20 protein-coding genes and 1 tRNA gene are annotated in these 21472 nt (G+C 63.0%); 15 read left to right on the top strand and 6 right to left on the bottom strand.

Features of this window, described 5'->3' with window-relative positions:
• Positions 1-2: 2 nt before the first annotated feature.
• The 4 genes from oppC (at position 3) to I6L33_RS17655 (ending at position 4249) form a co-directional block, all read left to right on the top strand.
• On the top strand, positions 3-914 hold the full coding sequence (gene oppC, locus I6L33_RS17670) for an oligopeptide ABC transporter permease OppC (protein WP_005302192.1): 912 nt from the start codon (positions 3-5) through the stop codon (positions 912-914).
• A 118-nt stretch (positions 915-1032) separates the two neighbouring features.
• Positions 1033-2013, top strand: a complete 981-nt coding sequence (locus I6L33_RS17665; RefSeq protein WP_025201518.1) for an ABC transporter ATP-binding protein — start codon at positions 1033-1035, stop codon at positions 2011-2013.
• Entirely contained in the window at positions 2014-3009 is a 996-nt protein-coding gene (oppF, locus tag I6L33_RS17660) for a murein tripeptide/oligopeptide ABC transporter ATP binding protein OppF (protein WP_005302185.1), read from the top strand.
• A gap of 295 nt (positions 3010-3304) precedes the next feature.
• Positions 3305-4249: a TerC family protein gene (locus I6L33_RS17655; RefSeq protein WP_025201519.1), complete on the top strand. Its 945-nt coding sequence runs from the start codon at positions 3305-3307 to the stop codon at positions 4247-4249.
• A 56-nt stretch (positions 4250-4305) separates the two neighbouring features.
• Here the strand turns inward: I6L33_RS17655 and alr are convergent, their stop codons facing one another.
• A complete protein-coding gene (gene alr / locus I6L33_RS17650) occupies positions 4306-5532 on the bottom strand; it encodes an alanine racemase (protein WP_005302179.1) in 1227 nt (408 codons plus the stop codon).
• A 190-nt stretch (positions 5533-5722) separates the two neighbouring features.
• Here alr and I6L33_RS17645 point away from each other — a divergent pair, with 190 nt between their 5' ends.
• Positions 5723-6169 (top strand): isoprenylcysteine carboxylmethyltransferase family protein, encoded by a 447-nt coding sequence (locus I6L33_RS17645; protein ID WP_213343588.1) that lies wholly within the window; start codon positions 5723-5725, stop codon positions 6167-6169.
• Positions 6170-6241: 72 nt separating this feature from the next.
• On the opposite strand, the gene I6L33_RS17640 is transcribed toward I6L33_RS17645, so the two are convergent.
• The 4 genes from I6L33_RS17640 to I6L33_RS17625 form a co-directional block, all read right to left on the bottom strand.
• On the bottom strand, positions 6242-7501 hold the full coding sequence (locus I6L33_RS17640) for a dicarboxylate/amino acid:cation symporter (RefSeq protein WP_213343587.1): 1260 nt from the start codon (positions 7499-7501) through the stop codon (positions 6242-6244).
• 205 nt (positions 7502-7706) lie between these two features.
• Positions 7707-8183 (bottom strand): hypothetical protein, encoded by a 477-nt coding sequence (locus I6L33_RS17635; protein ID WP_048018426.1) that lies wholly within the window; start codon positions 8181-8183, stop codon positions 7707-7709.
• Positions 8184-8321: 138 nt separating this feature from the next.
• Positions 8322-8398: transfer RNA gene (locus I6L33_RS17630), tRNA-Pro, on the bottom strand.
• Positions 8399-8624: 226 nt separating this feature from the next.
• On the bottom strand, positions 8625-9968 hold the full coding sequence (locus I6L33_RS17625; protein ID WP_213343586.1) for a dihydroorotase: 1344 nt from the start codon (positions 9966-9968) through the stop codon (positions 8625-8627).
• A 79-nt stretch (positions 9969-10047) separates the two neighbouring features.
• Here I6L33_RS17625 and I6L33_RS17620 point away from each other — a divergent pair, with 79 nt between their 5' ends.
• The gene (locus I6L33_RS17620) at positions 10048-10932 is read left to right on the top strand and encodes a 6-carboxytetrahydropterin synthase (RefSeq protein ID WP_216973027.1); all 885 of its coding nucleotides are present in this window, start codon (positions 10048-10050) and stop codon (positions 10930-10932) included.
• 69 nt (positions 10933-11001) lie between these two features.
• On the opposite strand, the gene I6L33_RS17615 is transcribed toward I6L33_RS17620, so the two are convergent.
• Positions 11002-13002 carry a methyl-accepting chemotaxis protein gene (locus tag I6L33_RS17615; protein ID WP_247656432.1) on the bottom strand — a complete coding sequence of 667 codons (2001 nt, stop codon included), beginning with the start codon at positions 13000-13002 and terminating at the stop codon, positions 11002-11004.
• 262 nt (positions 13003-13264) lie between these two features.
• Here I6L33_RS17615 and hinT point away from each other — a divergent pair, with 262 nt between their 5' ends.
• The 9 genes from hinT to secF all read left to right on the top strand — a co-directional run bounded on the left by hinT (position 13265) and on the right by secF (position 21414).
• Entirely contained in the window at positions 13265-13615 is a 351-nt protein-coding gene (gene hinT, locus I6L33_RS17610; RefSeq protein WP_005302161.1) for a purine nucleoside phosphoramidase, read from the top strand.
• The gene (locus I6L33_RS17605; RefSeq protein WP_216973026.1) at positions 13615-15036 is read left to right on the top strand and encodes a COG3014 family protein; all 1422 of its coding nucleotides are present in this window, start codon (positions 13615-13617) and stop codon (positions 15034-15036) included. Before hinT ends, I6L33_RS17605 begins: the two co-directional genes overlap by 1 nt.
• A gap of 68 nt (positions 15037-15104) precedes the next feature.
• Positions 15105-15503 carry a YcfL family protein gene (locus I6L33_RS17600; RefSeq protein ID WP_017764229.1) on the top strand — a complete coding sequence of 133 codons (399 nt, stop codon included), beginning with the start codon at positions 15105-15107 and terminating at the stop codon, positions 15501-15503.
• Positions 15503-16099, top strand: a complete 597-nt coding sequence (lpoB, locus tag I6L33_RS17595) for a penicillin-binding protein activator LpoB (protein ID WP_005302153.1) — start codon at positions 15503-15505, stop codon at positions 16097-16099. Before I6L33_RS17600 ends, lpoB begins: the two co-directional genes overlap by 1 nt.
• Positions 16089-16943: a choline kinase family protein gene (locus I6L33_RS17590; protein ID WP_216973025.1), complete on the top strand. Its 855-nt coding sequence runs from the start codon at positions 16089-16091 to the stop codon at positions 16941-16943. Before lpoB ends, I6L33_RS17590 begins: the two co-directional genes overlap by 11 nt.
• A 62-nt stretch (positions 16944-17005) precedes the next feature.
• On the top strand, positions 17006-17863 hold the full coding sequence (locus tag I6L33_RS17585) for a DUF6279 family lipoprotein (RefSeq protein ID WP_216973024.1): 858 nt from the start codon (positions 17006-17008) through the stop codon (positions 17861-17863).
• A 67-nt stretch (positions 17864-17930) separates the two neighbouring features.
• Positions 17931-18437 (top strand): hypothetical protein, encoded by a 507-nt coding sequence (locus tag I6L33_RS17580; protein WP_254204944.1) that lies wholly within the window; start codon positions 17931-17933, stop codon positions 18435-18437.
• A gap of 147 nt (positions 18438-18584) precedes the next feature.
• Positions 18585-20387 (top strand): protein translocase subunit SecD, encoded by a 1803-nt coding sequence (secD, locus tag I6L33_RS17575; protein ID WP_216973022.1) that lies wholly within the window; start codon positions 18585-18587, stop codon positions 20385-20387.
• A gap of 112 nt (positions 20388-20499) precedes the next feature.
• On the top strand, positions 20500-21414 hold the full coding sequence (gene secF / locus I6L33_RS17570; protein WP_005302136.1) for a protein translocase subunit SecF: 915 nt from the start codon (positions 20500-20502) through the stop codon (positions 21412-21414).
• The last annotated feature ends 58 nt before the right edge of the window (positions 21415-21472 follow it).

The raw sequence follows: 21472 nt of genomic DNA, 5'->3' as shown, positions 1-21472 counted from the left end.
TCATGGTTGTCACAACTGAAAAACGCGAAGCCATCGAGGCGTTCGCCCAGAAAGTGGAAGTGGTGGAAGGACGCTCCCTGTGGAAGGATGCCCGTCGCCGTTTCCTGCGCAACAAGGCGGCCCTGACCAGCCTTATCATTCTCTCCATCATCGGCCTGGCGGTAATAGTGGGGCCCCATCTGTCCCAGTACACCTTCGACGATCCTGACTGGGGCGCCATGCAGACCGGCCCCGACATGGAGACCGGCCACTGGTTCGGCACCGACAGCCTGGGGCGCGATCTGTTCGTGCGCACCCTGCTTGGCGGGCGCATCTCGCTGATGGTCGGCATCATGGGGGCCATGGTGGCCGTCATCATCGGCACCCTGTATGGCGCGGCATCCGGTTTCATCGGCGGTCGGGTCGACAGCCTGATGATGCGGGTACTGGAGATCCTCAACGCCTTCCCCTTCATGTTCTTCGTGATCATGCTGGTGACCTTCTTCGGCCGCAACCTGGCGCTCATCTTCATCGCCATCGGTGCGGTGAGCTGGCTCGACATGGCGCGGATCGTCCGTGGTCAGACCCTGAGCCTCAAGAGCAAGGAGTTCATCGAGGCGGCCCATGTCTGCGGCGTCTCCAAGTGGAAGATCATCACCCGTCACATCGTGCCCAACGTGCTGGGAATAGTGGCGGTCTACGCCACCCTGCTGGTGCCGGGCATGATCATGTTCGAATCCTTCCTGAGCTTCCTGGGGCTGGGGGTGCAAGAGCCCATGACCAGCTGGGGCGCCCTGCTGGATGAAGGCTCCAAGTCGATGGAAGTGGCCATCTGGCAACTCCTGTTCCCCGCCGGCTTCATGGTGGTGACCTTGTTTTGCTTCAACTTCCTCGGGGATGGTCTGCGTGACGCCCTCGATCCGAAGGATCGCTGAGAAAGCGGCGAAAGAGCGTTGGAACAACGCGCCGAAGGGCCGCACAGTGCGGCTCAATCGGGCGGACAGCGCATCGGATCGACAGGAAAACGTCACGAAAGATCGATAAGGAGTTTTTATGAAGTTACTGGATGTAAAAGATCTGCGGGTCGAGTTCAAGACCCCAGACGGCAATGTGGTGGCGGTCAACGACCTCAACTTCTCCCTCTCTGCCGGCGAGACCCTGGGTATCGTCGGGGAATCCGGTTCGGGCAAGTCCCAGACCGCGTTCGCCATCATGGGGCTGCTGGCCAAGAACGGCATCATCACAGGGTCTGCCAAGTTTCAGGGCGACGAAATCCTCAATCTGCCGGAGCACAAGCTCAACAAGATCCGCTCCGAGAAGATCGCCATGATCTTCCAGGACCCCATGACCTCGCTCAACCCCTACATGAAGGTGAAGGATCAGCTGATGGAAGTGCTGATGCTGCACAAGGGGGTCAGCAAGGCCGAGGCGTTCGAGGAGTCGGTGCGCATGCTGGATGCGGTGAAGATCCCCGAGGCGCGCAAGCGGATGGAGATGTATCCGCATGAGTTCTCCGGCGGCATGCGCCAGCGGGTGATGATCGCCATGGCGCTGTTGTGCCGGCCGCAACTGCTCATCGCCGATGAACCGACCACGGCGCTGGACGTGACGGTACAGGCCCAGATCATGACCCTGATGAACGAGCTCAAGCGCGAGTTCAACACCGCCATCATCATGATCACCCATGACCTTGGCGTGGTGGCCGGCATCTGCGACAAGGTGCTGGTGATGTACGCCGGCCGTACCATGGAGTACGGCAAGGTCAACGACATCTTCTATCGCCCGAGCCACCCCTATACCGAAGGCTTGCTGCGCGCCATTCCCCGCCTCGATACCGAAGGGGAAGTGCTGCCCACCATCCCGGGCAACCCGCCCAACCTGCTGCGTCTGCCCACCGGCTGCCCCTTCCAGGAGCGCTGCCATCGGGTGAGCGAGATTTGCGGCCGGCAATCTCCAGTTCTGACGCCGTTCAACGACGGCCGGGAGCGGGCCTGCCACTGGGTATCGGATGCCATTATCAAGGGAGTGAACTAAATGGGGACTGACAAGAAACTGCTGCTGGAAGTGTCTGACCTCAAGGTCCACTTCAGCATCAAGAGTGACAAGGCCTGGCCCTGGGCCAAACCCTCCGCCCTGAAGGCGGTGGACGGGGTGACTCTGCGCCTCTACGAAGGGGAGACCCTGGGCGTGGTGGGGGAGTCGGGTTGCGGCAAGTCCACCTTTGCTCGGGCGCTGATCGGCCTGGTGCCGGCCACCGACGGCAAGGTGGTGTGGCTTGGCAATGATCTGACCAAGCTCGACCAGAAGGCGCTGCGCGAAAAACGCAAGGAGATCCAGATGATCTTCCAGGATCCGCTGGCCTCCCTCAACCCGCGCATGACCATCGGCGACATCATCGCCGAGCCCCTCATCACCTTCTACCCGGCTCTGCCGAAGGAGGAGGTGAAGGAGAAGGTGCGCGCCATGATGAGCAAGGTGGGGCTCTTGCCCAACCTGGTCAACCGCTACCCCCACGAGTTCTCCGGTGGCCAGTGCCAGCGCATCGGCATCGCCCGGGCGCTGATCCTAGAGCCCAAGATGATCATCTGTGACGAGCCGGTGTCGGCGCTGGATGTGTCGATCCAGGCCCAGGTGGTGAACCTGCTCAAATCCATCCAGAAGGAGATGGGGCTGTCGCTCATCTTCATCGCCCACGACCTGTCGGTGGTCAAGCACATCTCGGATCGGGTGCTGGTGATGTATCTGGGCAATGCGGTGGAGCTGGGGACCGGCAAGGAGATCTTCGCCAACCCCTTGCACCCCTATACCAAGGCGCTGATGTCGGCGGTGCCCATTCCGGATCCGGATCTGGAGCGCAGCAAGACCATCCAGATCCTGGAAGGGGAGCTGCCATCGCCGATGAATCCGCCCTCAGGCTGCGTGTTTCGTACCCGCTGTCCGGTGGCCGGTCCGGAGTGTGCCAAGACCCGGCCCCAGCTCGAGGGCAACTTCGACCATGCGGTCTCCTGCCTCAAGGCAGATCCGCTCTGAGGATGAGCAGGCAAAACAGGGCGCCCGGGTGGCGCCCTGTTTTTTTGCAGCCGGCATGAAGATGCCTCTTGGCGTTATCTTTTTCCGCTGTTACTATCCGCGCAACAAGGGGAGTAACTTCTCGCCGGTTTGTCGTCATTACGGTGCACCCATATCCTGCAGTGCACCCGGCAGCCGGGCAGTCGATGAAAATCGGCTGTAAGTGAGACCTTGCCGAGAGGCAAGGTGTATCTGCTCCAGACGCGAACCCACTGCCTCCCGGCCGTGGGTTTTGTCGTTTTTGGGAGAAGTGAAAATGGGTGAATGGTGGATGTGGACCGGTTTCTTCAGCATAGTGCTGGTCCTGCTGTGGATTGATATCCGCTTTGTCGGCGGTGGCAAGGCGCACAAGGTGTCGCTGAAAGAGGCAGGCATCTGGTCCCTCATCTGGATCAGCGTGGCGCTCTTGTTCAACCTGGCCATCTGGTTCTGGCTGGATCACAGTGCCGGGCGTGAGATTGCCAACCAGAAGGGGCTGGAGTTCCTCACCGGCTACCTCATCGAGAAGGCACTGGCGGTGGACAACGTCTTCGTCTGGCTGATGCTGTTCGGCTACTTTGCCATTCCGGCCGAGCTGCAGCGCCGGGTACTGTTGTACGGGGTTCTGGGTGCCATCGTGATGCGGGCCGGCATGGTGTTCGCCGGCAGCTGGCTCATCGAGCAGTTCCACTGGATCCTCTACCTGTTTGGCGCCTTCCTGCTGCTGACCGGGGTCAAGATGCTGTGGGCGGCCGACAAGGAGCCCGATCTGGCCAACAACCCGCTGCTGGGCTGGATGCGTCGCCGCTTCAAGGTGACCGAGACCCTGGAGGGGGAGAACTTCTTCGTCTGGCGCGATGGGGTGCGCTACGCCACGCCGCTGCTGCTCATTCTGGTGCTGGTGGAGGTGAGCGATCTCATCTTCGCGGTGGACAGCATCCCGGCCATCTTCGCGGTGACCACGGATCCCTTCATCGTGCTGACCTCCAACATCTTCGCCATCATGGGTCTGCGTGCCATGTACTTCCTGCTGGCTGGTGTGGCCGAGCGCTTCGCTCTGCTGAAATACGGCCTGGCGCTGATCCTGATGTTCATCGGGGTCAAGATGCTGCTGCTGGATGTGTTCAAGATCCCCACCGGCATCGCGCTCGGCGTGGTCGCGCTGATCCTGCTGGCCTCCATGGGGCTGAGCCTCTGGGTGACCCGCAAGAAAACGGCATAATTGGCAAACAAGCAAAAGGGCTCCCGCGGGAGCCCTTTTTTATGGCAAAGAGTAGCTTAGCGTTTGATCTTCTTGGGGTTGGTGTAACCCCAGATGGTGTACATGTCCGCCAGCAGGGCGCCGTTGTACTCCTCCAGATCCGCCTGTTTCACCTCGGCCTCACCCTGGCGGCCGAACAGCACCACCTCGTCACCGGGTTTGACCCCCTTCAGATCGGTCACGTCCACCATGATGGTGTTCATGGAGGTCTTGCCCACCACCGGCACCTTCTGGCCCTGGATCAGCACATAGGCCTTGTTGCTCAGCGCCCGGCGATAGCCGTCGGAGTAGCCCAGCGGCAGGTTGGCGAGCCAGGAGTCGCGCTTGAGGGTGAAGGTGCGGTCATAACCGACGGTGTTGCCGGCCGGGTAGTGGTTGACGGAGGCAACCTGGGTCTTGAACGCCATCACCCGCTTGTACTCGGTGTAGGAGGGGATGGAGTCACCGTACAGCAGGCCGCCCGGGCGCACCATGTCGAAGTAGGCGTCCGGCACTTCCAGGGTGGCGAAGGAGTTGGCGGCGTGGATGGTGATCTTGCTGCGATCCAGCTTGCCCGCTTCCAGCAGCCACTGGGAGTCCAGCTTGAACTGGGCCAGACCCATCTTGACGTCCTCTTTCTCCTCCACCGGGAAGTGGGTCATGATGCCGACCGGGGTGATCCCCTTGAGCTTGAGCATGGCCAGCGCGTCTTCCTTGGAATCAGCCAGACGCAGATCGATGCCGTTGCGGCTCATGCCGGCGGAGTTCAGCGCGATGTGCACCGGGATATTGGTGTGGTGGCGCTGGGCGATGTCGGCGATGCCCTGGGCACTCACCAGGCTGCCAACCAGCTCTTCCATCTTGTAGGGCAGGGCCTGCTCAACCTCATCCGGGGTAGCGGCACGCACTCGCATCAGGCGGCCGGTGAAGCCCTTCTCGCGCGCCACACGGGCCTCTTCGTTGCTGGCGATGCCGATGCAGGGGATGCCGGCTTTGACCACCGAGGGGACCAGCAGGTCGATACCGTGGCCGTAGGCGTCCGCCTTCATGATGGCGCAGATCTTCGGCCCCTTGTCGCCGAGGCGATCCTTGAGGGTCTGGATGTTGTGCTCGAAGGCGCCGAGATCAACTTCCAGCCAGGCATTGCTGGCGGTCTGCACTTCGCCGTTGCGGTGATCGCTGGCGAGCGGCAGATAGGGGGCTGCGACGGCCTGACCGGCCAGCAGGCCCAGGATCAGGGTGGCCAGCAGTGTCTTCTTGTGCATGGGGTGGTTCCTTTCTTTATTGTTTGGGTTGAGGTGCATGACGGTCAGCGGGTGACCGTTTTCATGCAGATGGGATAAAGTGTAGCCAAGGCATTGTTATCGTTATGAACTTTGTCAATTTTCCACGGCGCTTTCCCGCCGGGGAGTGTAACGCAAGGTGCCGATCGTGGCACCTTCCGGGAGCCAATAGATGATGAGTCTTGAGTGTCGGGTACCACCGTTGCTGCTGTTTGGCCTGATCGTGGCGGCCATGCTGGGATGGGGCGCGGGTGACGTGAACGGTGGCTGGCCGCTACCGGCCCTGTTGCTGGCCATGCTCGGCAGCCTGTTCGGGCTGGGAGGCGTGCTGCGCTTTCGCCGCCAGGGCACCACGGTGACGCCGCTGCGCCCGGCGCAGGCTAGTGCACTGGTCACCGGGGGGATCTTTCGTGTCAGCCGCAACCCCATGTACCTGGGGCTGCTCTGCTGGACCATGGCGCTGGCCTGTTATCTGGGCGGGCTGCTGGTGTGGCTCGGTCCGCTGCTGCTGTGGGGCTGGCTCAGCCGCTGGCAGATAGTGCCGGAGGAGCGGGCGCTGCAGGGGCGCTTTGGCGAGGCCTATGCCGATTACTGCCGGCGGGTGCGGCGCTGGTGCTAGGGAGCGTGCTGTTGCCATGAGGCACAAGAAAACGGCCCGCAGATGCGGGCCGTTTTGATGGGATGGCGGGGATCACGCCTTGGCGGTATCCACTTCGCCGAGCGGCGCGGTTTCCCCCAGGCTGTCTTCGCTCTTGGCCACCACGCTGGCGGCGATGGCGTTGCCCAGCACGTTGGTGGCGGAGCGGCCCATGTCGAGGAAGTGGTCGATGCCGAGCAGCAGCAGGATGCCCGCTTCCGGGATCTGGAACTGGTTGAGGGTGGCGGCAATCACCACCAGAGAGGCGCGCGGTACGCCGGCCATCCCCTTGGAGGTGACCATCAGCAACAGCAGCATGGTGATCTGCTGGGCCATGGAGAGCTCGATGCCGTAGGCCTGGGCGATGAACATCACCGCGAAGGTGCAGTACATCATGGAGCCGTCCAGGTTGAAGGAGTAGCCCATGGGCAGCACGAAGCTGGCGATACGCTTGTCACAACCGAACTTCTCCAGCCTGTCCAGGGTCTTGGGATAGGCGGCCTCGGAGCTGGCGGTGGAGAAGGCCAGCAGGATGGGCTCGCGGATCAGGGCCAGCAGAGTCAGCATGCGGCGGCGGATGAACAGGCTGCCCATGGCGATCAGCAGCAGCCAGAGGCAACCCAGTGCCAGGTAGAACTGGGCCATGAAGGTGCCGTAGGTGGCGAGGATGCCGAGCCCCTCCTTGGCGACCATGGCGGCGATGGCGCCAAACACCGCGAACGGCGCGAAGTTCATCACGTAGCCGGTCACCTTGAGCATGATCTCGGCGCCGCTGGCCATCAGCATCACCACTGGCTTGGCGGCGTCCCCCAGGGCGGCGGCGGCCAGCCCGAAGAAGAGGGAGAACACCACGATCTGCAGGATCTCGTTGGTGGCCATCGCCTCGACCACGCTTTTCGGGATGGCGTGGGTGACGAAGTCCTTGAGGGAGATGGCGCTGGCGACCACGCCGGAGTTGGCGGTGTCATCGGGCAGGGAGAGGGAGAGCCCCACCCCAGGCTGCATCAGGTGAACCATCACCAGCCCCAGGGTCAGCGACAGCAGGGAGGCGAGCATGAACCAGCCGAGGGTCTTGACGCCGATGCGGCCCACGGTACGGGTGTCGCCCATCTTGGCGATACCGACCACCAGGGTGGTGAACACCAGGGGGGCGATGATCATCTTGATGAGACGCAGGAAGATGTCGGTCAGCAGGGTGATGTCGCTGGCAAAGCCGGCGGCCTGGTCAGGGGCAAACATCCGATAGCCCTGACCGGTGAGGATGCCAACCAGCATTGCGATGAGGATGGCAACCGTCAGTTTGTTCATTTTCATGGGGTGGGTCCCAGTTTTGATAAGTGCAGCGCATTTCAAGCGGCAAGGGTGCCACTTCAGTCCGTTTTTGTGATCCGAGCCGTAGATTCCTGACAGCCGGTGTGCTGGCAGCATGCCTAATCCGGGGGGGTAAATCCAGCGCCTTGTAGCAGAATTTTATCTTGTCATTAGGTGTATGTGATATGGATCTTGCAATTTGTCTATATTAATCGCTGTTTATTTTGATATTGGCAAGATAATCAGCTTTCAGGCTTTGGTCGTTTCTTGCCCGTTTGGCGAGGGTGAAGACCAGCAGCGCCGAGATGCGATGCTCCACGGTGCGCTGATCCAGAAAGGGGTCCGGTTCGTCATCATCGAACCCGAACAGGGGGCGGCTCGGGGTTACCCTGACCGCATCCCGCTGCAGGGTCAATTCATTGACCTCAAGCCACTGATAACCTTCGGCTTGCGCCACTTCACCCGCCCGTTTCAGCACGTACTTGCGGGCGGTTTCCCGGCTCACCAGATCGTTGCCGACAAACTCCAGCTGCCACTTGTCCGGCCCGAGCCGGGTCTGGGAGAAGCCAGTCTGGCCGTTCCAGAACGAGGGCTTGCTGTGATAGGGGGTGGCACAGCCGAGCAGCAGGGCAGCGCAGAGGCAGGCCAGCAGCAGGACGGGCACGGAGGGACGGGGAGAGGGCATCTCGATCACCGGTTGGCAGCAGAGGGCTTCACTACAGCACAAAGCCATGGGGGGCACAATCGGGGGGCCGCTTCCTACGATGGCGCGCCTGAAAGAAAAAAGGCCTTGTCGTTTGACAAGGCCTTTCTCGGGGAATGATGGTCGGCGTGAGAGGATTTGAACCTCCGACCCCTGACACCCCATGACAGTGCGCTACCTGGCTGCGCTACACGCCGACGAAGTCAGTCTGAGCTGACGGGGGCTGAGTTTATGGAGATGGACCCGACCTGTCAACAAGGAAACCGCGGCGGCGGTGCGTTCGCCTGCTTTGCGAACAATCGGCGCTCAAAGTGCCGCCACTTGCCCAAAAACCGCCCATCGCGGGGTTGAGAACCCCTTAAAACAAGCAGGCCGCCCGGGTGGGCGGCCTGTGATGGTGACGGTGGCACCGATTGAGAGGGATCAGCGGTTGAAGGTGAGCCGCTTGCCCAGCACCTCGTTGGTGACCTGGCCGTTTTGCCAGGCGATCTGGCCGTTGACCAGGGTCATCTCCACCGTGCTGTGGAAACGGTAGCCGTTGAAGGGCGACCAGCCGCACAGGTAGAGCAGGTTGCTGTCGTTGACCACGTAGGGCTTGCCCAGATCCAGCAGCACCAGGTCGGCGAAGTAACCCTCGCGGATGTAGCCGCGATCCTGCACCTGGAAGCGCTCGGCTACCGCGTGGGAGGTCTTCTTGACGATGGTCTCCAGCGAGAATACCCCGTTGTGGTAGAGCTCCAGCAGGGCCAGCAGGGAGTGCTGCACCAGCGGCACGCCGGACGGCGCCTTGAAGTAGCTGTTCTGCTTCTCTTCCCAGGTGTGGGGGGCGTGGTCGGTGGCGATGATGTCGAGCACGTCATTGCGCACCGCATCCAGCAGGGCGTGCTGGTCGGCGGCGCTCTTCACCGCCGGGTTGCACTTGATCTGGCTGCCCAGGGTGTCGTAGTCCGCCTCGTTGAAGAACAGATGGTGAACGCACACCTCGGCGGTGATGTTCTTGTCCTTGAGATCCTTCAGATCCGGGGTGGCGGTAAAGAGCGACAGCTCTTTCGCCGTGGTCAGGTGCAGCACGTGCAGCTTGGCGCCGTACTGCTTGGCCAGGGAGACCGCCAGGCTGGAGGATTTGTAGCAGGCGTCGGCGCTGCGGATGAGGCCGTGCTCGCGCATCGGCACATCTTCGCCCCATTTGGCGCGGGCTTCGTCTTCCAGCACCTTGATGGTGGGGGTGTCCTCGCAGTGGGTGACGATCATCACCGGGCTCTCGCGGAAGATGGCAGCCAGGGTCTCCTGGTTGTCCACCAGCATGTTGCCGGTAGAGGCACCCATGAAGATCTTGATGCCGCAGGACTGCTTGGGATCCAGCTTCTTGATCTCTTCCAGGTTGTCGTTGGTGGCGCCGAGGTAGAAGCTGTAGTTGGCGGCGGAGGAGTTGGCGGCTATCTGGTATTTGGCTTCGAGGGCGTCGAGGGTGGTGGTCTGGGGATTGACGTTGGGCATTTCCATGAAGCTGGTGGTGCCACCGGCCACGGCGGCCCGGGATTCACTGGCGATGGTCCCCTTGTGGGTCAACCCCGGTTCCCGGAAATGGACCTGATCATCGATCATTCCTGGGATGAGATGACGGCCCGCGGCATCGATCACCACTGCATCGGGCGCCTGGATATCCGGGGCGATGCGGGCGATCCGTTCCCCCTCGATCAGCACGTCGGAGGCATAGATGCGGCCTTCGTTGACCAGGGTGGCATTCTTGATAAGCAATTTGTTCATGGGGGGTTCCAGTTCCTTTGCCGATAATCGCGGGTCATAATAGCGCAAACCGCCCTTTCTCTGTAGCAAGGCCTGACTGATGAAGTTATTTGTAAAAGATTTGACCGTGATCGACTCCAGCTACCTGTGCGAACGCCGCGGTATGGTGGGGGAGAGCTGGCTGGTGGACATCGAAATGAGCGGCGAGCTCAACGAGATGAGCATGTTGCTGGACTTCGGCCGGGTCAAGAAGCTGATCAAGTCGATCATCGACGACGAGGTGGATCACAAGCTGCTGGTGCCGACCGAGTGCCCCCTGGTGCAGGTGGCCCAGCTGGACGATGACGAGAGCACCGTCGATCTGCTGCGGCCCGGTCGCTCCATCCACCTGCGCTGCCCGAGCCAGGGCTTCGCCTTCATTCCGGCGCCCCAGGTGGACAAGGAGTCCGTCACCCGCTATCTGCTGGCGGTGCTGGCCAAGCGGCTGCCTGGCAACATCAAGGATCTGTCGCTGACCCTGCGCCAGGAGGCCATCGACGGCGCCTTCTATCACTACAGCCACGGCCTCAAGAAGCACGACGGTAACTGCCAGCGCATCGCCCACGGCCACCGCTCTCCCATCGAGATCCACGTGGACGGCGAGCGCGACCAGGAGCTTGAGCTCAACTGGGCCGAACGCTGGGCCGACATCTATCTGGGGACCGACGAGGATCGGGTGGCCCTCGGCGATCTAGCGTTGAGCGAGCAGGCCAGGGCCATCCTGCAAGAGGCTGGCGAACACTACGTCGGCTTCAAGTATGTGGCGCCGCAAGGGCTGTTCCAGCTGGCCATGCCGGCGGCGGAGGTGGAGATGATCGACACCGACACCACCATCGAGCTGCTGGCCCACTACATCGCCCGCGAGGTGAAGAAGAGCGTGGGCGACAAGTTCGTCAAGATCGTGGCTTATGAGGGGGTGGGCAAGGGCGCCATCGCCTACGCCTGATCCCCCACCGCTTGCCAGTAAAAAACAAGGCCCCGCATCTGCGGGGCCTTGTCGTTGCCGGGGTTGGCGTCAGGCGCTGAGCCTAAAGCGCTTGACCAGGCTCTCCTGCTGCTCGGCCAGCGAGTCGAGCTGCTGGCTGGTCTCGGCCACCCGCTCGATCCCCTGGTAGTTGAGATCCGAGATATCGGAGATGCGGTTGAGGTTGGTGGCGATGTCGGCGCTGGTGGCCTGCTGCTGCTCGGCGGCGGAGGCAATCTGGCTCGACATGTCGCTGATGAGCACCACTATGCCCTGCACCTCCTCCATGGCGTTGTTGGCGTGGGAGCTCTGATCCATGCAGCTGTCCATCTCGCGGGAGCACTCCTGCATCACGGTGACCGCCTTGGCGACCCCCTGCTGCAGGTTCTCGATCATGGTCTGGATCTCGCTGGTGGACTGGGCGGTGCGCCCGGCCAGGCTGCGCACCTCGTCGGCCACTACCGCAAAGCCACGCCCCTGCTCGCCGGCCCGCGCCGCTTCAATGGCGGCATTGAGGGCCAGCAGGTTGGTCTGCTCGGCGATGCCGCGAATGACGTCGAGGATGTTGCCGATCTGGCCGCTCATGGCGCTCACATCGCCAATCACCTTGCCGGTCTGCTGCAGCTTGCCCGCCAGCTGGTGGGTGGTGGTGATGTTGCCGGCCATCACCTTGCGGCCGGTCTCGGAGGCTTTCTCCACGTCCATCACCCGCTCCAGGGTCTGGTTGGCGGCCTGGGCCACCTCGCGCACCGAGGCCTCCATCTGGGTCATGGCGGCGGCGACCGAGGCGGTCTCCTGGCGCTGTTTCTCCAGATCCGCCCGCACCGATTCGGTGGTGTGGCGGTTGTCATGGGCGGCGTTGTTGAGCTGGTTGGAGGCCTGGGAGAGCTGGCTCAGCACTTCGCCCATCTGCTCGATCAGCAGGTTGACCTGGCTGCCGAGCCGGCCAAATTCGTTGTTGCTGCGAAAACCGATGCGCTGGGTCATGTCGCCCTGGGTCACCTCGGTCAGCACCCGCAGCAGCTCCTTGAGCGGACGGCGAATGGCCTTGCCGAGGGTGTAGGCCACCAGGATGGCGATGGTGATGGCGATGACCAGCGCCACCCCCTGGGTGAGGGTGCTCTGGGTCTGCACCTTGCCGGAGGCGCGGATGCTGTTGTTCATCAGCTGCTGGCTCTGGGCGGTGATCTGCTCGAGCTTGCTCTGGATGTTGACGATGAGCTTGCCGGCCTGCTTGCTCTGCTCGCGCATCCGCTCCTGCTGCTGCATCAGCGCCAGGTACTGGGCCAGCACGCCGTCGCTGGCGGTGGTGTCGCGCACGAAGCCATGCACGTAGTGGCCCATGTTGTTGTCAAAATCCTTGAGCTCCCCCTGCAGATCCTTGATGGTGCTGTTGAAGCCCTCGATCTGCATCTTGTTGCGCTTGAGCGCCGCCTCGATGGGGGCGGGGATGCTCTGGTTGAGGGCATCCATGGTGGAGAGTTCAATGGCGGAGAGCTTGGTGGTCAGGGTCTCGGAGAGCATCTTGATGAAGCTGTCGTCGATGGTGATCATCATGTCTCCCAGGTTCTTCTTGAACTGGGGCAGGCTGACCTGGAACTGGCCCTTGGCCTGGTTCACCTTGTAGAGCCGGGTGAGCAGGGCCTGGTGTTCGGTGGGCAGGGTCTCGGTCAGCTGCAGGTAGTCCTTGACCAGCTGGTTGAGCGCGCCGAGCTCACTCTGCAGCTCCGGGTGTTCCGCCGCCTGTTGGGCGAGGGTGGCGAGAGTCTTGTCGACCTGCGCCTTGGCCTGCTGCAGCTCGGCCACTTCGGCCGGGATCTGCTTGAGATCCTGCTCGGTCAGCACGTCGGTGAGCCACTTGTTGGCGCTGAGCAGGCTGATCTGGGTCTGGCTGCTGGCGATCACCAGCGGCATGGTCTGCCGGGTAACCTGATCCAGCGCCTGATTGAGCTCGCTCTGGCTGCGGAAGGTGAGTACCGAGGTGGCCGCCATCACGGCCACCAGGATGGCAAAGCCAAGATAGACCCTCTGCAAGATGGAGAGGTCTGACATTGTTTGTTTCATTATTGTCCCGCTGTATATGCAAAAGTCCCTTGCCTGAATACCCCGTCCATTTGATACCCTGCTACCACTGTGGGCGAGCAACGTCGGCAGACGTCTTCCGGCTATCGGTATTTTTAACAATAACTGAAGAGAATGGGACAACGGCTGTGTCAAATGTCGGCTTGTGTCACACTTGCCGGGCCTCGATGATGGGCGTTGGAACCGCTTGAGACAGGCATTGAATTTTCTTTTTCATATAAAGGAGTTATCCATGGCGCAAGAAACCATTTTCAGCAAAATCGTCCGCAAAGAGATCCCCGCCGACATCCTTTATCAAGACGACCTGGTGACCGCCTTTCGCGACATCCAGCCCAAGGCCAAGACCCATATCCTGATCATCCCCAACGTGCTGATCCCCACCGTCAACGACGTGGAGCCGGATCACGAGCTGGCGCTGGGCCGGATGTTCACCGTGGCCCGCAAGCTGGCCAGCGAGGCGGGCATTGCCGAGGATGGCTATCGCCTCATCATGAACTGCAACCGCCACGGCGGGCAGGAGGTCTACCACATCCACCTGCATCTGGTCGGCGGCCAGCCGCTGGGACCCCTGCTCAGCCTGTGATGCCGCGCCTGCCACTGGCCGGTCTGCTGCTGGCCGGTTCCCTGCTGGGGGGCTGTGCCTCCCACTGGCAAGACATGTTCGTCTCCTATTCCGATCAGATGGTGCCGCTGCGCAACCAGCTGTTGCTGGGTCATGCCGCCGAGGCGCTGCCCGAGGTGCGCGACTCCACGCCGGGGGACGATACCTATGTGCTGGACCGATTGGAGCAGGGGCGTATCGCCTGGCTGGCGAGTCAGGATGCCGCCAGCAAGCAGGCCTTTGCAGCCGCTGACAGCCGGTTGGCGTGGGAAGACAATCAGGCCGAGTACCGGGTCAGCCAGGGGCTGGCCCAGGCGGGCAGCCTGCTCACCAACGACCAGACCATGGCCTACCGGGCGCCCGATTACGAGCGCACCATGCTGCACCACTATCTGGCTCTCAACTACCTGCAGCGCGGGGATGCCGAGGGCGCCCTGGTGGAGGTGCGCCGTGCCAACCAGGTGCAGGAGCAGGCCCTCAAACGGCGAGCCGACGAGGTGCGCAAGGCAAAGCAAAAGAGCGAAGAGGCCGAGGCAGAAGGGGAGATGCGCCAGCTGATGTCGCGCGGCGCCCCCGAGCTGGACCGGCTGATCGGGCGGGTCAAGAACGGTTTCCAGAACGCCTACACCTTCTATTTCTCCGGCGTGCTCTATGAGGCGGCTGGCGATCTCAACGATGCCTGGGTCGACTATCAGCGTGGCTACCAGATAGCACCGGACAACCGGAGCCTGCAGGATGCCTTGCTGCGCCTGGCTGTGCTTCGTGGTGCCGCGGACGAGATACGAGAAACCGAGAAAAAGGTGGGCCGCAAGGCACCGCCCTTGGCCAAGGATCAGGGCCAGCTGGTGGTACTGTTTGAAGATGGGCTGATCCCGGCACGGCGCGAGCTGTTCCTGCCGCTGCCTATCTCCACCTCCGGCGGCGATTTTCGCACCTTTACCGTCGCCATCCCCTATTACGATAATCGGGCCAGCGACACCGGGCCGCTCACGGTGTCGGTGGGCAAGCGGGTCGAGCAGACCAGCGAGCTGGTCAGGCTGGAGGCGCTGGCGGCCAAAGATCTGCAGGAGCGGCTGCCCGGCATGCTGACCCGCCAGGCGCTGCGATTGGTGGCCAAGGAGCAGGTGCGGCGTACCGCCGCCAAGGAGGGGGGCGATGTGGGCAATATTCTGGTCGGCATCTTCAATACCCTCTCGGAGCGGGCGGATACCCGCAGCTGGCTGACGCTGCCGGCCCAGGCAGCGAGCTGGCAGGGGATGCTGCCGGCGGGCGAGGTGAAGCTCACCTTGGGGGCGGGGGCAGCCCAGCGGCAATTGCCGCTCACCATTCACCAGGGACGTACCACCCTGGTGTGGGTGCAGCGGCTCGGTGCCGGGCTGACGACGCGGGTGATGCCGCTGTAACGGCGAACGATGGCAATACACATGAGTGACCGGTCGGGCCCATCGGGGTCGCCGGCAAGGAGAGCAAGATGAAAGCACACGGGTTGGCTCTGGGCCTAGTTCTGCTGCTGGCGGGCTGCGCCACCAATACCTCCGGCGTGGCGCTCTATGGGGCACCGGGCGCCGCGCCAGTGGCGGAGCAGCATCAAAACGTCAATGTCACCCTGACCGAGCTCAGCCGGCGCGAACAAAACGGCCTGCTGCAGGTCAATGTGGCGGCGGCCAGCACCCAGCGCGGTGACAACAAGCTGCAGTACCTGTTCTATTGGTATGATGAGGCGGGGCAGGAGGTGGCCAGCGATGGCCGCGGCTGGACGCCGCTCAAGCTGCACGGCTATCAGACCCGCACCCTGTCTGCCCTGGCGCCGAGCCCGGCCGCCCGGGGCTACCGGATTTACGTACGCGAAGTAATTGAGGAATCCTACTGATGAAAATGAATCATGCCCTGCTGATCCTGACTGGCGCCCTGCTGCTGGGCGGCTGCTCCAGCACCACCGTCAGCTATGGCGATCCGACCGAAACCGAGACGGTGACCGTCGATTACGGTTCAAGCGATCTGCAGGCCATCGCCGACAAGATGGCGGATTCCATGCTGGCGTCGCCGGCCACCAGCGAGATCACCGCCGGCGGCCGTCCGGTGATGTTCATGGACTCCATCCGCAACAAGACCTCCGAGCACATCGACACCGAGGCCATCACCGACACCATCCGCACCAAGCTGCTGCGCGCCGGCAAGTTCCGCTTCGTCGACATGAGCAAGGTGGCGGCGGTCAAGCAGCAGCTCGAATATCAGCAGAGCAGCGGCATGGTGGATCCTGCCTCCATGGTGCGCCTGGGCAAGCAGACCGGCGCCCGCTACATGGTCTATGGCAACCTCGCCAGCATCGTCAAGGACAACGGCAAGGTGAAGGATGTCTACTACCAGATGACCATGAACCTGATGGATCTGCAAAACGGCGAGCTGCTGTGGGCCGATCAGAAGGAGATCCGCAAGCAGGCCAAGAAGTCCACCTTTGGCTGGTAAGTCGAGCGAGGCCTCTCCGGAGGCCGCCGAGCGCGCCCTGCTGGCCCGTCTGCCGCCACCCTGGCGCTCGGGCCGGCTGGCGCCATTGGCCAGTGGCCTGACCAACTGCAACTATCGACTGCGCCTCCCCTCGGGGCGCAGTCACTTTTTGCGCCAGGGCCACCCAGATCCGGTGCGCCTTGGCATCGATCGGGCCACCGAATGGCAGCTCTATCAGGGGGCCGTGGGACAGGGGCTGGCCTTGCCCTGCCATCACAGCGATCCCGCCACTGGCCTGATGCTGCTGGATTGGTGCGACGAGCCGAACTGGCTGGTGGCGCCGCCCCCGGCCGAGGTGCAGCCAGCGCTGTTGGCCGGGGTGCTGACGCGGCTGCACCGGTTGCCGGTGCCGAGCGTGGTGATGGCGGTGCGGGCTCACAGCGCCGGCTATCGTGGCCGGCTGGCCCGGGTGCCGGCTTGGTTGCCGGCGCTGGAGCGGGGGCTGCTGGCCAGCCGCGAGCCTGCCGATTGCTGGCTCCCTTGCCATCATGATCTCAATCCGGCTAATTTGTTGGGGAGCCGGCCCTGGGTCATCGACTGGGAGTATGGCGCCGCCGGGCATCCCGGTTTCGAGGTGGCCAGCATCCAGCGCACCCACAACTGGCAGGAGGCCCAGCGCGAGGCGCTGGAGCAGGCCTACTGCGAGCGGGCAGGGCAGCCAGTCGGCCCGCGCGGCTTTCAGAGCCGGGCCTTTTTGCCCTGGGTCGACTACATAGGTCTGCTGTGGGCGCTGCTGATGGCCGAGCAGCAGCCGGGGCCCGACTATCAGGCGCTGATCGATCTCAACCGGCAGCGGCTGGAGTAGAGGGTCAGGCATTGTGAATCATCCGTTTCGTCAACTTTGTTTCATCAACATTGGAGCCCTGCATGGTGACCACCTTTTCCTGGCGCAAGCCCAGTAGCTGGAGTCTGCTGCTGCTCTGTCTGCTGCTGGCCGGCTGCTCCACCCGGGTCGTCTATTACTGGCTCGACGTGGCCATCGTCTGGCAGCTGGACGACTACTTCTCGCTGGATCGCAGCCAGAAGCGGCTGCTGGACAACGAAGTGAAGGGGCTGATGGCCTGGCACCGCCAGTATGAGGTGCCGCGCTACGCCAACGATCTCGATGCGCTGGCCAAGGCGGTGGCGAGCCCCATGACCCCGGCCCAGGTCTCCCGCCATCTGGATGCGGCCCAGCAAAGCCTGACCCGTACCCTGGAGGACACGGTGCCGCGGGCGGTGCGGCTGGCGCGCACCCTGACCGAGGCGCAGGTGGCCATGTTCATGAAGGACAGGCTGACCCGTCAGGCCGAGCGGGAAAAGGAGTTTGCCGACAAGCCCAGGGAGGAGATGCTCAAGGAGTTTCGCGACAAGATGAACGAGCGGCTGGTGTTCTGGATTGGCGAGGTGAAACCGGCCCAGGCTCCGCTGGTGGCCCAGTGGGCCCAGTGGCAGTACGAACTGCAGGCCCCCTGGCTTGAGTTTCAGACCGCCTGGACCAAGGAGCTGGACCGGCTGATGAAGCAGCGCCAGAGCCAGGACTTCGGCGCCCAGCTCGCCGCCCTGCTGCAACAGGGGGACGGTCTGATGGATGGTCGCTTCACCGGCTATACCGATCAGTCGCGCCAGCGCACCGTCAACTGGCTGAGCGATCTCAGCCAGTCGCTGGACATCTCCCAGCGGGCCCATCTCTACAGCCTGCTCAAGGGATATGCCCGCGATTTCAGGCAGATGTCTGAGGGGTAATGGTTGCGGCCAGCCTGTGGGGAAGGGGGTTGGCGACCCCCTTCATCCTTGTTCCAACGGACCCCCTGTGGTAGTTTGCCCTTTCTATTATGCGGGAATTAACTTTTTGAACCTGACCGACAAAGTGAAACTGGCGCTGATGACCCTGCTCATCACCCTCGCTCTGTTGTTCTCCACCCTCTCGGTGGAGGGGTTTTCCCTGCCCGTATCCCAGCATCACGCCCAGCATGGTCAGTTGATGGATGACGCCGCGGCGCCGTCCGACGCAGGCCAGGTGATCCACAGTGCCAGCGACAGCGACGACGGCATCGTCAAGTTTGTCAGCTCGTACCAGAATCACCTGCTGCGGCTCGAGCACTCCCTGCGCAGCGATAACCAGCCCGGCAGCGTGGTGTACGAGCTTGTCACCAGCTGGTCCCAGCAGGCGATCCTGCTGCTGCTGTGCGGCCTGCTGTTCTATGCCGCCCTCTTCTATCGCAGACACAGTTTCCGCGATCGGTTTGCCACCATCCATCGGCACCGGTTGCAACGCCAGCACCTGCAATACCGTTTCTGTCAGAGTTACCTCGCCTGATCCCGATGGGGTCCGGTCCTTTCGCACCACCTCATCGCCTCCTGATGCCTGCTCACCGCGCGTGAACGGGCCACTGTCTTATTCCTGTTTTTTTGCGTGCCGCCAGCGTGGCGAGTGCGCCGCCTTCTCCTGACAGAGGCTGATTTCATGAGAAAAAAGAGTCGTATCACCTTGAACCGCATGAACATGTGGCAGTACGCCCTGCTGCTGCTCATGCTGCTCACCTTTACCTTTTACTCCCTGCCCACCTTCTTCGGTGAGCAGCCCTCCCTCGGTCTGCACGGCCAGACCAGCCTGACCGAGGCGCAGCGTACCCTGCTGGCCGACAACCGCATCGAGCCGCAGAAGCTGGTGCAGCAGGGCGAACGGGTCGAGCTGGTGTTTGCCAGTCAGGCCGAGCAGCAGCGCGCCAAGCAGCTGCTTGAGCAGCAGGGCTATGACAGCTCGGCGCTGACCCTGGAGTTCTACTCCAACGCCCCCGGCTGGATCAGCCAGCTCGGCGCCGCCCCCATCAAGCTCGGACTGGACTTGCGCGGCGGCTCCCAGCTGCTGATCGGGGTCGATCTGAGCTTCGTTATCGACAACCAGACCAAGAACCTGGTGGACATGCTGCGTACCCAGTTTCGCGAGGCGCGCCTGCGCGGCGCCAACGTGGCCCGGGTGAGCGAAGGGGAGGTGAGGGTGATTTTGCCTGAGGTGGCCGATCAGGCGCCCTGGCTCACCATCATCAAGGATTCCGCCGGCACCCGCCAGGATCAGTGGACCCTCAAGCGCAGCGGCAACGAGCTGCGGCTGGTGATGAGCGAGGCCGAGCGCACCCTGCTGGCCAACAACGCGGTGACCCAGAACCTGTCGATCCTGAAAAAGCGGATCAACGAGCTTGGCATCGTCGAGGCCTCGGTACAGCGCCAGGGCCAGGACGGCATTCGCATCGAACTGCCGGGGGTGCACAATCCCAAGCAGGCGAAAGAGGTGATCGGGGCCACCGCCTCGCTGGCCTTCTACGAAGCCCAGGCCGACAGCCGCTTCTTCATGGCGGATCGCAGCGGTCAGGCGGTGGGGCTGGCCCGCAAGCCGGTGCTGACCGGCGAGCACATCGTCGATGCCCGCGCCAACATGGGCGAGATGGGGCAACCCCAGGTCAACATCGTGCTCGACAGCCTGGGCGGCAGCAAGATGAACCAGTTCAGCCGCCAGCACGTGGGCAAGCCGATGGCCACCGTCTTCACCGAGTACAAGACCAACGCCCAGGGCAAACTGCGGGCCCAGAGCGAGGTGATCAACGTCGCCACCATCCAGACCGCCCTTGGCAACCAGTTCCGCATCACCGGGATTGGCAGCGTACCGGAAGCCCAGGAGCTTGCCATGCTGCTGCGGGCCGGCGCCCTCACCGCGCCCCTCAAGATCCTGGAAGAGCGCAGCATAGGCCCGACCCTGGGTCTGCAGAACATAGAGGCGGGCTTCACCGCGCTGGCGTTTGGCATGGCGGGCATGATGCTGTTCATGATGGCCTGGTATCGCAAGTTCGGTTGGGTCGCCATCACCGCGCTCATCGCCAACCTCTTGATGCAGGTTGGGATGCTGGCAGTGCTGCCGGGGGCCGTGCTGACCCTGCCGGGGATCGCCGGCCTGGTGCTCACCGTTGGCATGGCGGTGGATACCCATGTGCTCATTTTTGAGCGGATCAAGGACCGGTTGCGGGAAGGGGGCTCGCTGGCCAACGCCATCGACTTTGGTTATCGCTCGGCGTTTCGCACCATCTTCGATGCCAACATCACCACCCTGATCTGCGCCGTGGTGCTCTATGCCATCGGCTCCGGGCCGCTGCAGGGCTTCTCCATCACCCTGATCCTGGGCCTCATCTCCAGCATGGTGACCGGCATCTGGGGCACGCGCGCCATCATCAACCCCCTGTGGGGCAAGAGCAGCGCCAAGCTGCTGAGGGTGTGACCATGACGGATCACCACCTGTGTCATCGCGCCGCGCGTTCGAGCCTGCTCCGCGCCCGCGTCACGCGCTTCCCTGCGGGAAGCCAGAGCCATCTGCTGTCGAGGGAAGAAGAATGCTGAGAATGATCATTGCCATGGGGTTGACCCGCTGGCGTTACATCGGCCTGTGGGCCTCCGTGCTGCTGACCGTGGCGAGCATCGCGGTGCTTGCCATCAACGGCCTCTCCCTCGGTCTCGACTTCACCGGCGGCATCCTGCTGGAGTTTCGCATCCAGACCCTGAAGGAGGCCCATGAGCTCAACGCCCTGTTGACGGCCCCCCTGGCGGGCGTAGTCGAGCTGCATGGCGCCGGCGTGCCCGGCGAGTGGCTGATAAAGCTGCCGCCCCACGAGCTGCCCTGGCCGGCCGAGGAGCTGGCGGTGATGCTGGGCCAGCAGCTCAACCTGCCGGTGGAGCTGCTGCGCACCACCATTGTCGGCCCCCAGGTGGGCGCCGAGCTGTTCCAGCAGGGGATGCTGGCGGTGCTGGTGGCCTCGCTCGCCATCTCCGCCTACCTGGCGGTGCGCTTCGAGTGGCGCCAAGCCATCGGCATCCTGGTGTCGGTGCTGCACGATGGTCTGGTGGCGCTGGGGCTGCTTGCGCTGTTCAACATCGAGTTCGATCTCAACGTCATCGCCGGCCTGATGGCGGTGATCGGTTACTCCCTCAACGACAGCATCGTCATCTCCGACCGCTTGCGGGACCTGCTCAGTTCGCGCACCCAGATGGGGATCCACGACTGCTCCGACGTGGCCATCAAGGCCACCTTCAGCCGCACCATGATCACCTCGGGTACCACCCTGTTCACGGTGGGGGCCTTGCTGCTGTTCGGCGGCGACGCTCTCTACGGTTTCTCCTTCACCCTGTTTGCCGGCATCCTGGTGGGCACCATCTCCTCCATCACCGTGGCCTCCACCGTGCAGGAGCTGCTGGGGCTCACGCCGCAGGCTTACCAGAAAAAAGAAGAGGAGCTGGCGGAGGCGGCGTGACCTTCATCGACGGCCGTCACACCGTGGGCCGGCCGGGTCATCCCGAGTGGATATAAGT

This window comes from Aeromonas sp. FDAARGOS 1403 (assembly GCF_019047325.1).
GTDB lineage: Bacteria > Pseudomonadota > Gammaproteobacteria > Enterobacterales > Aeromonadaceae > Aeromonas > Aeromonas dhakensis.
Note: the sequence above shows the minus strand (reverse complement) of the source record. Positions and strands in the feature narration are given on the sequence as shown.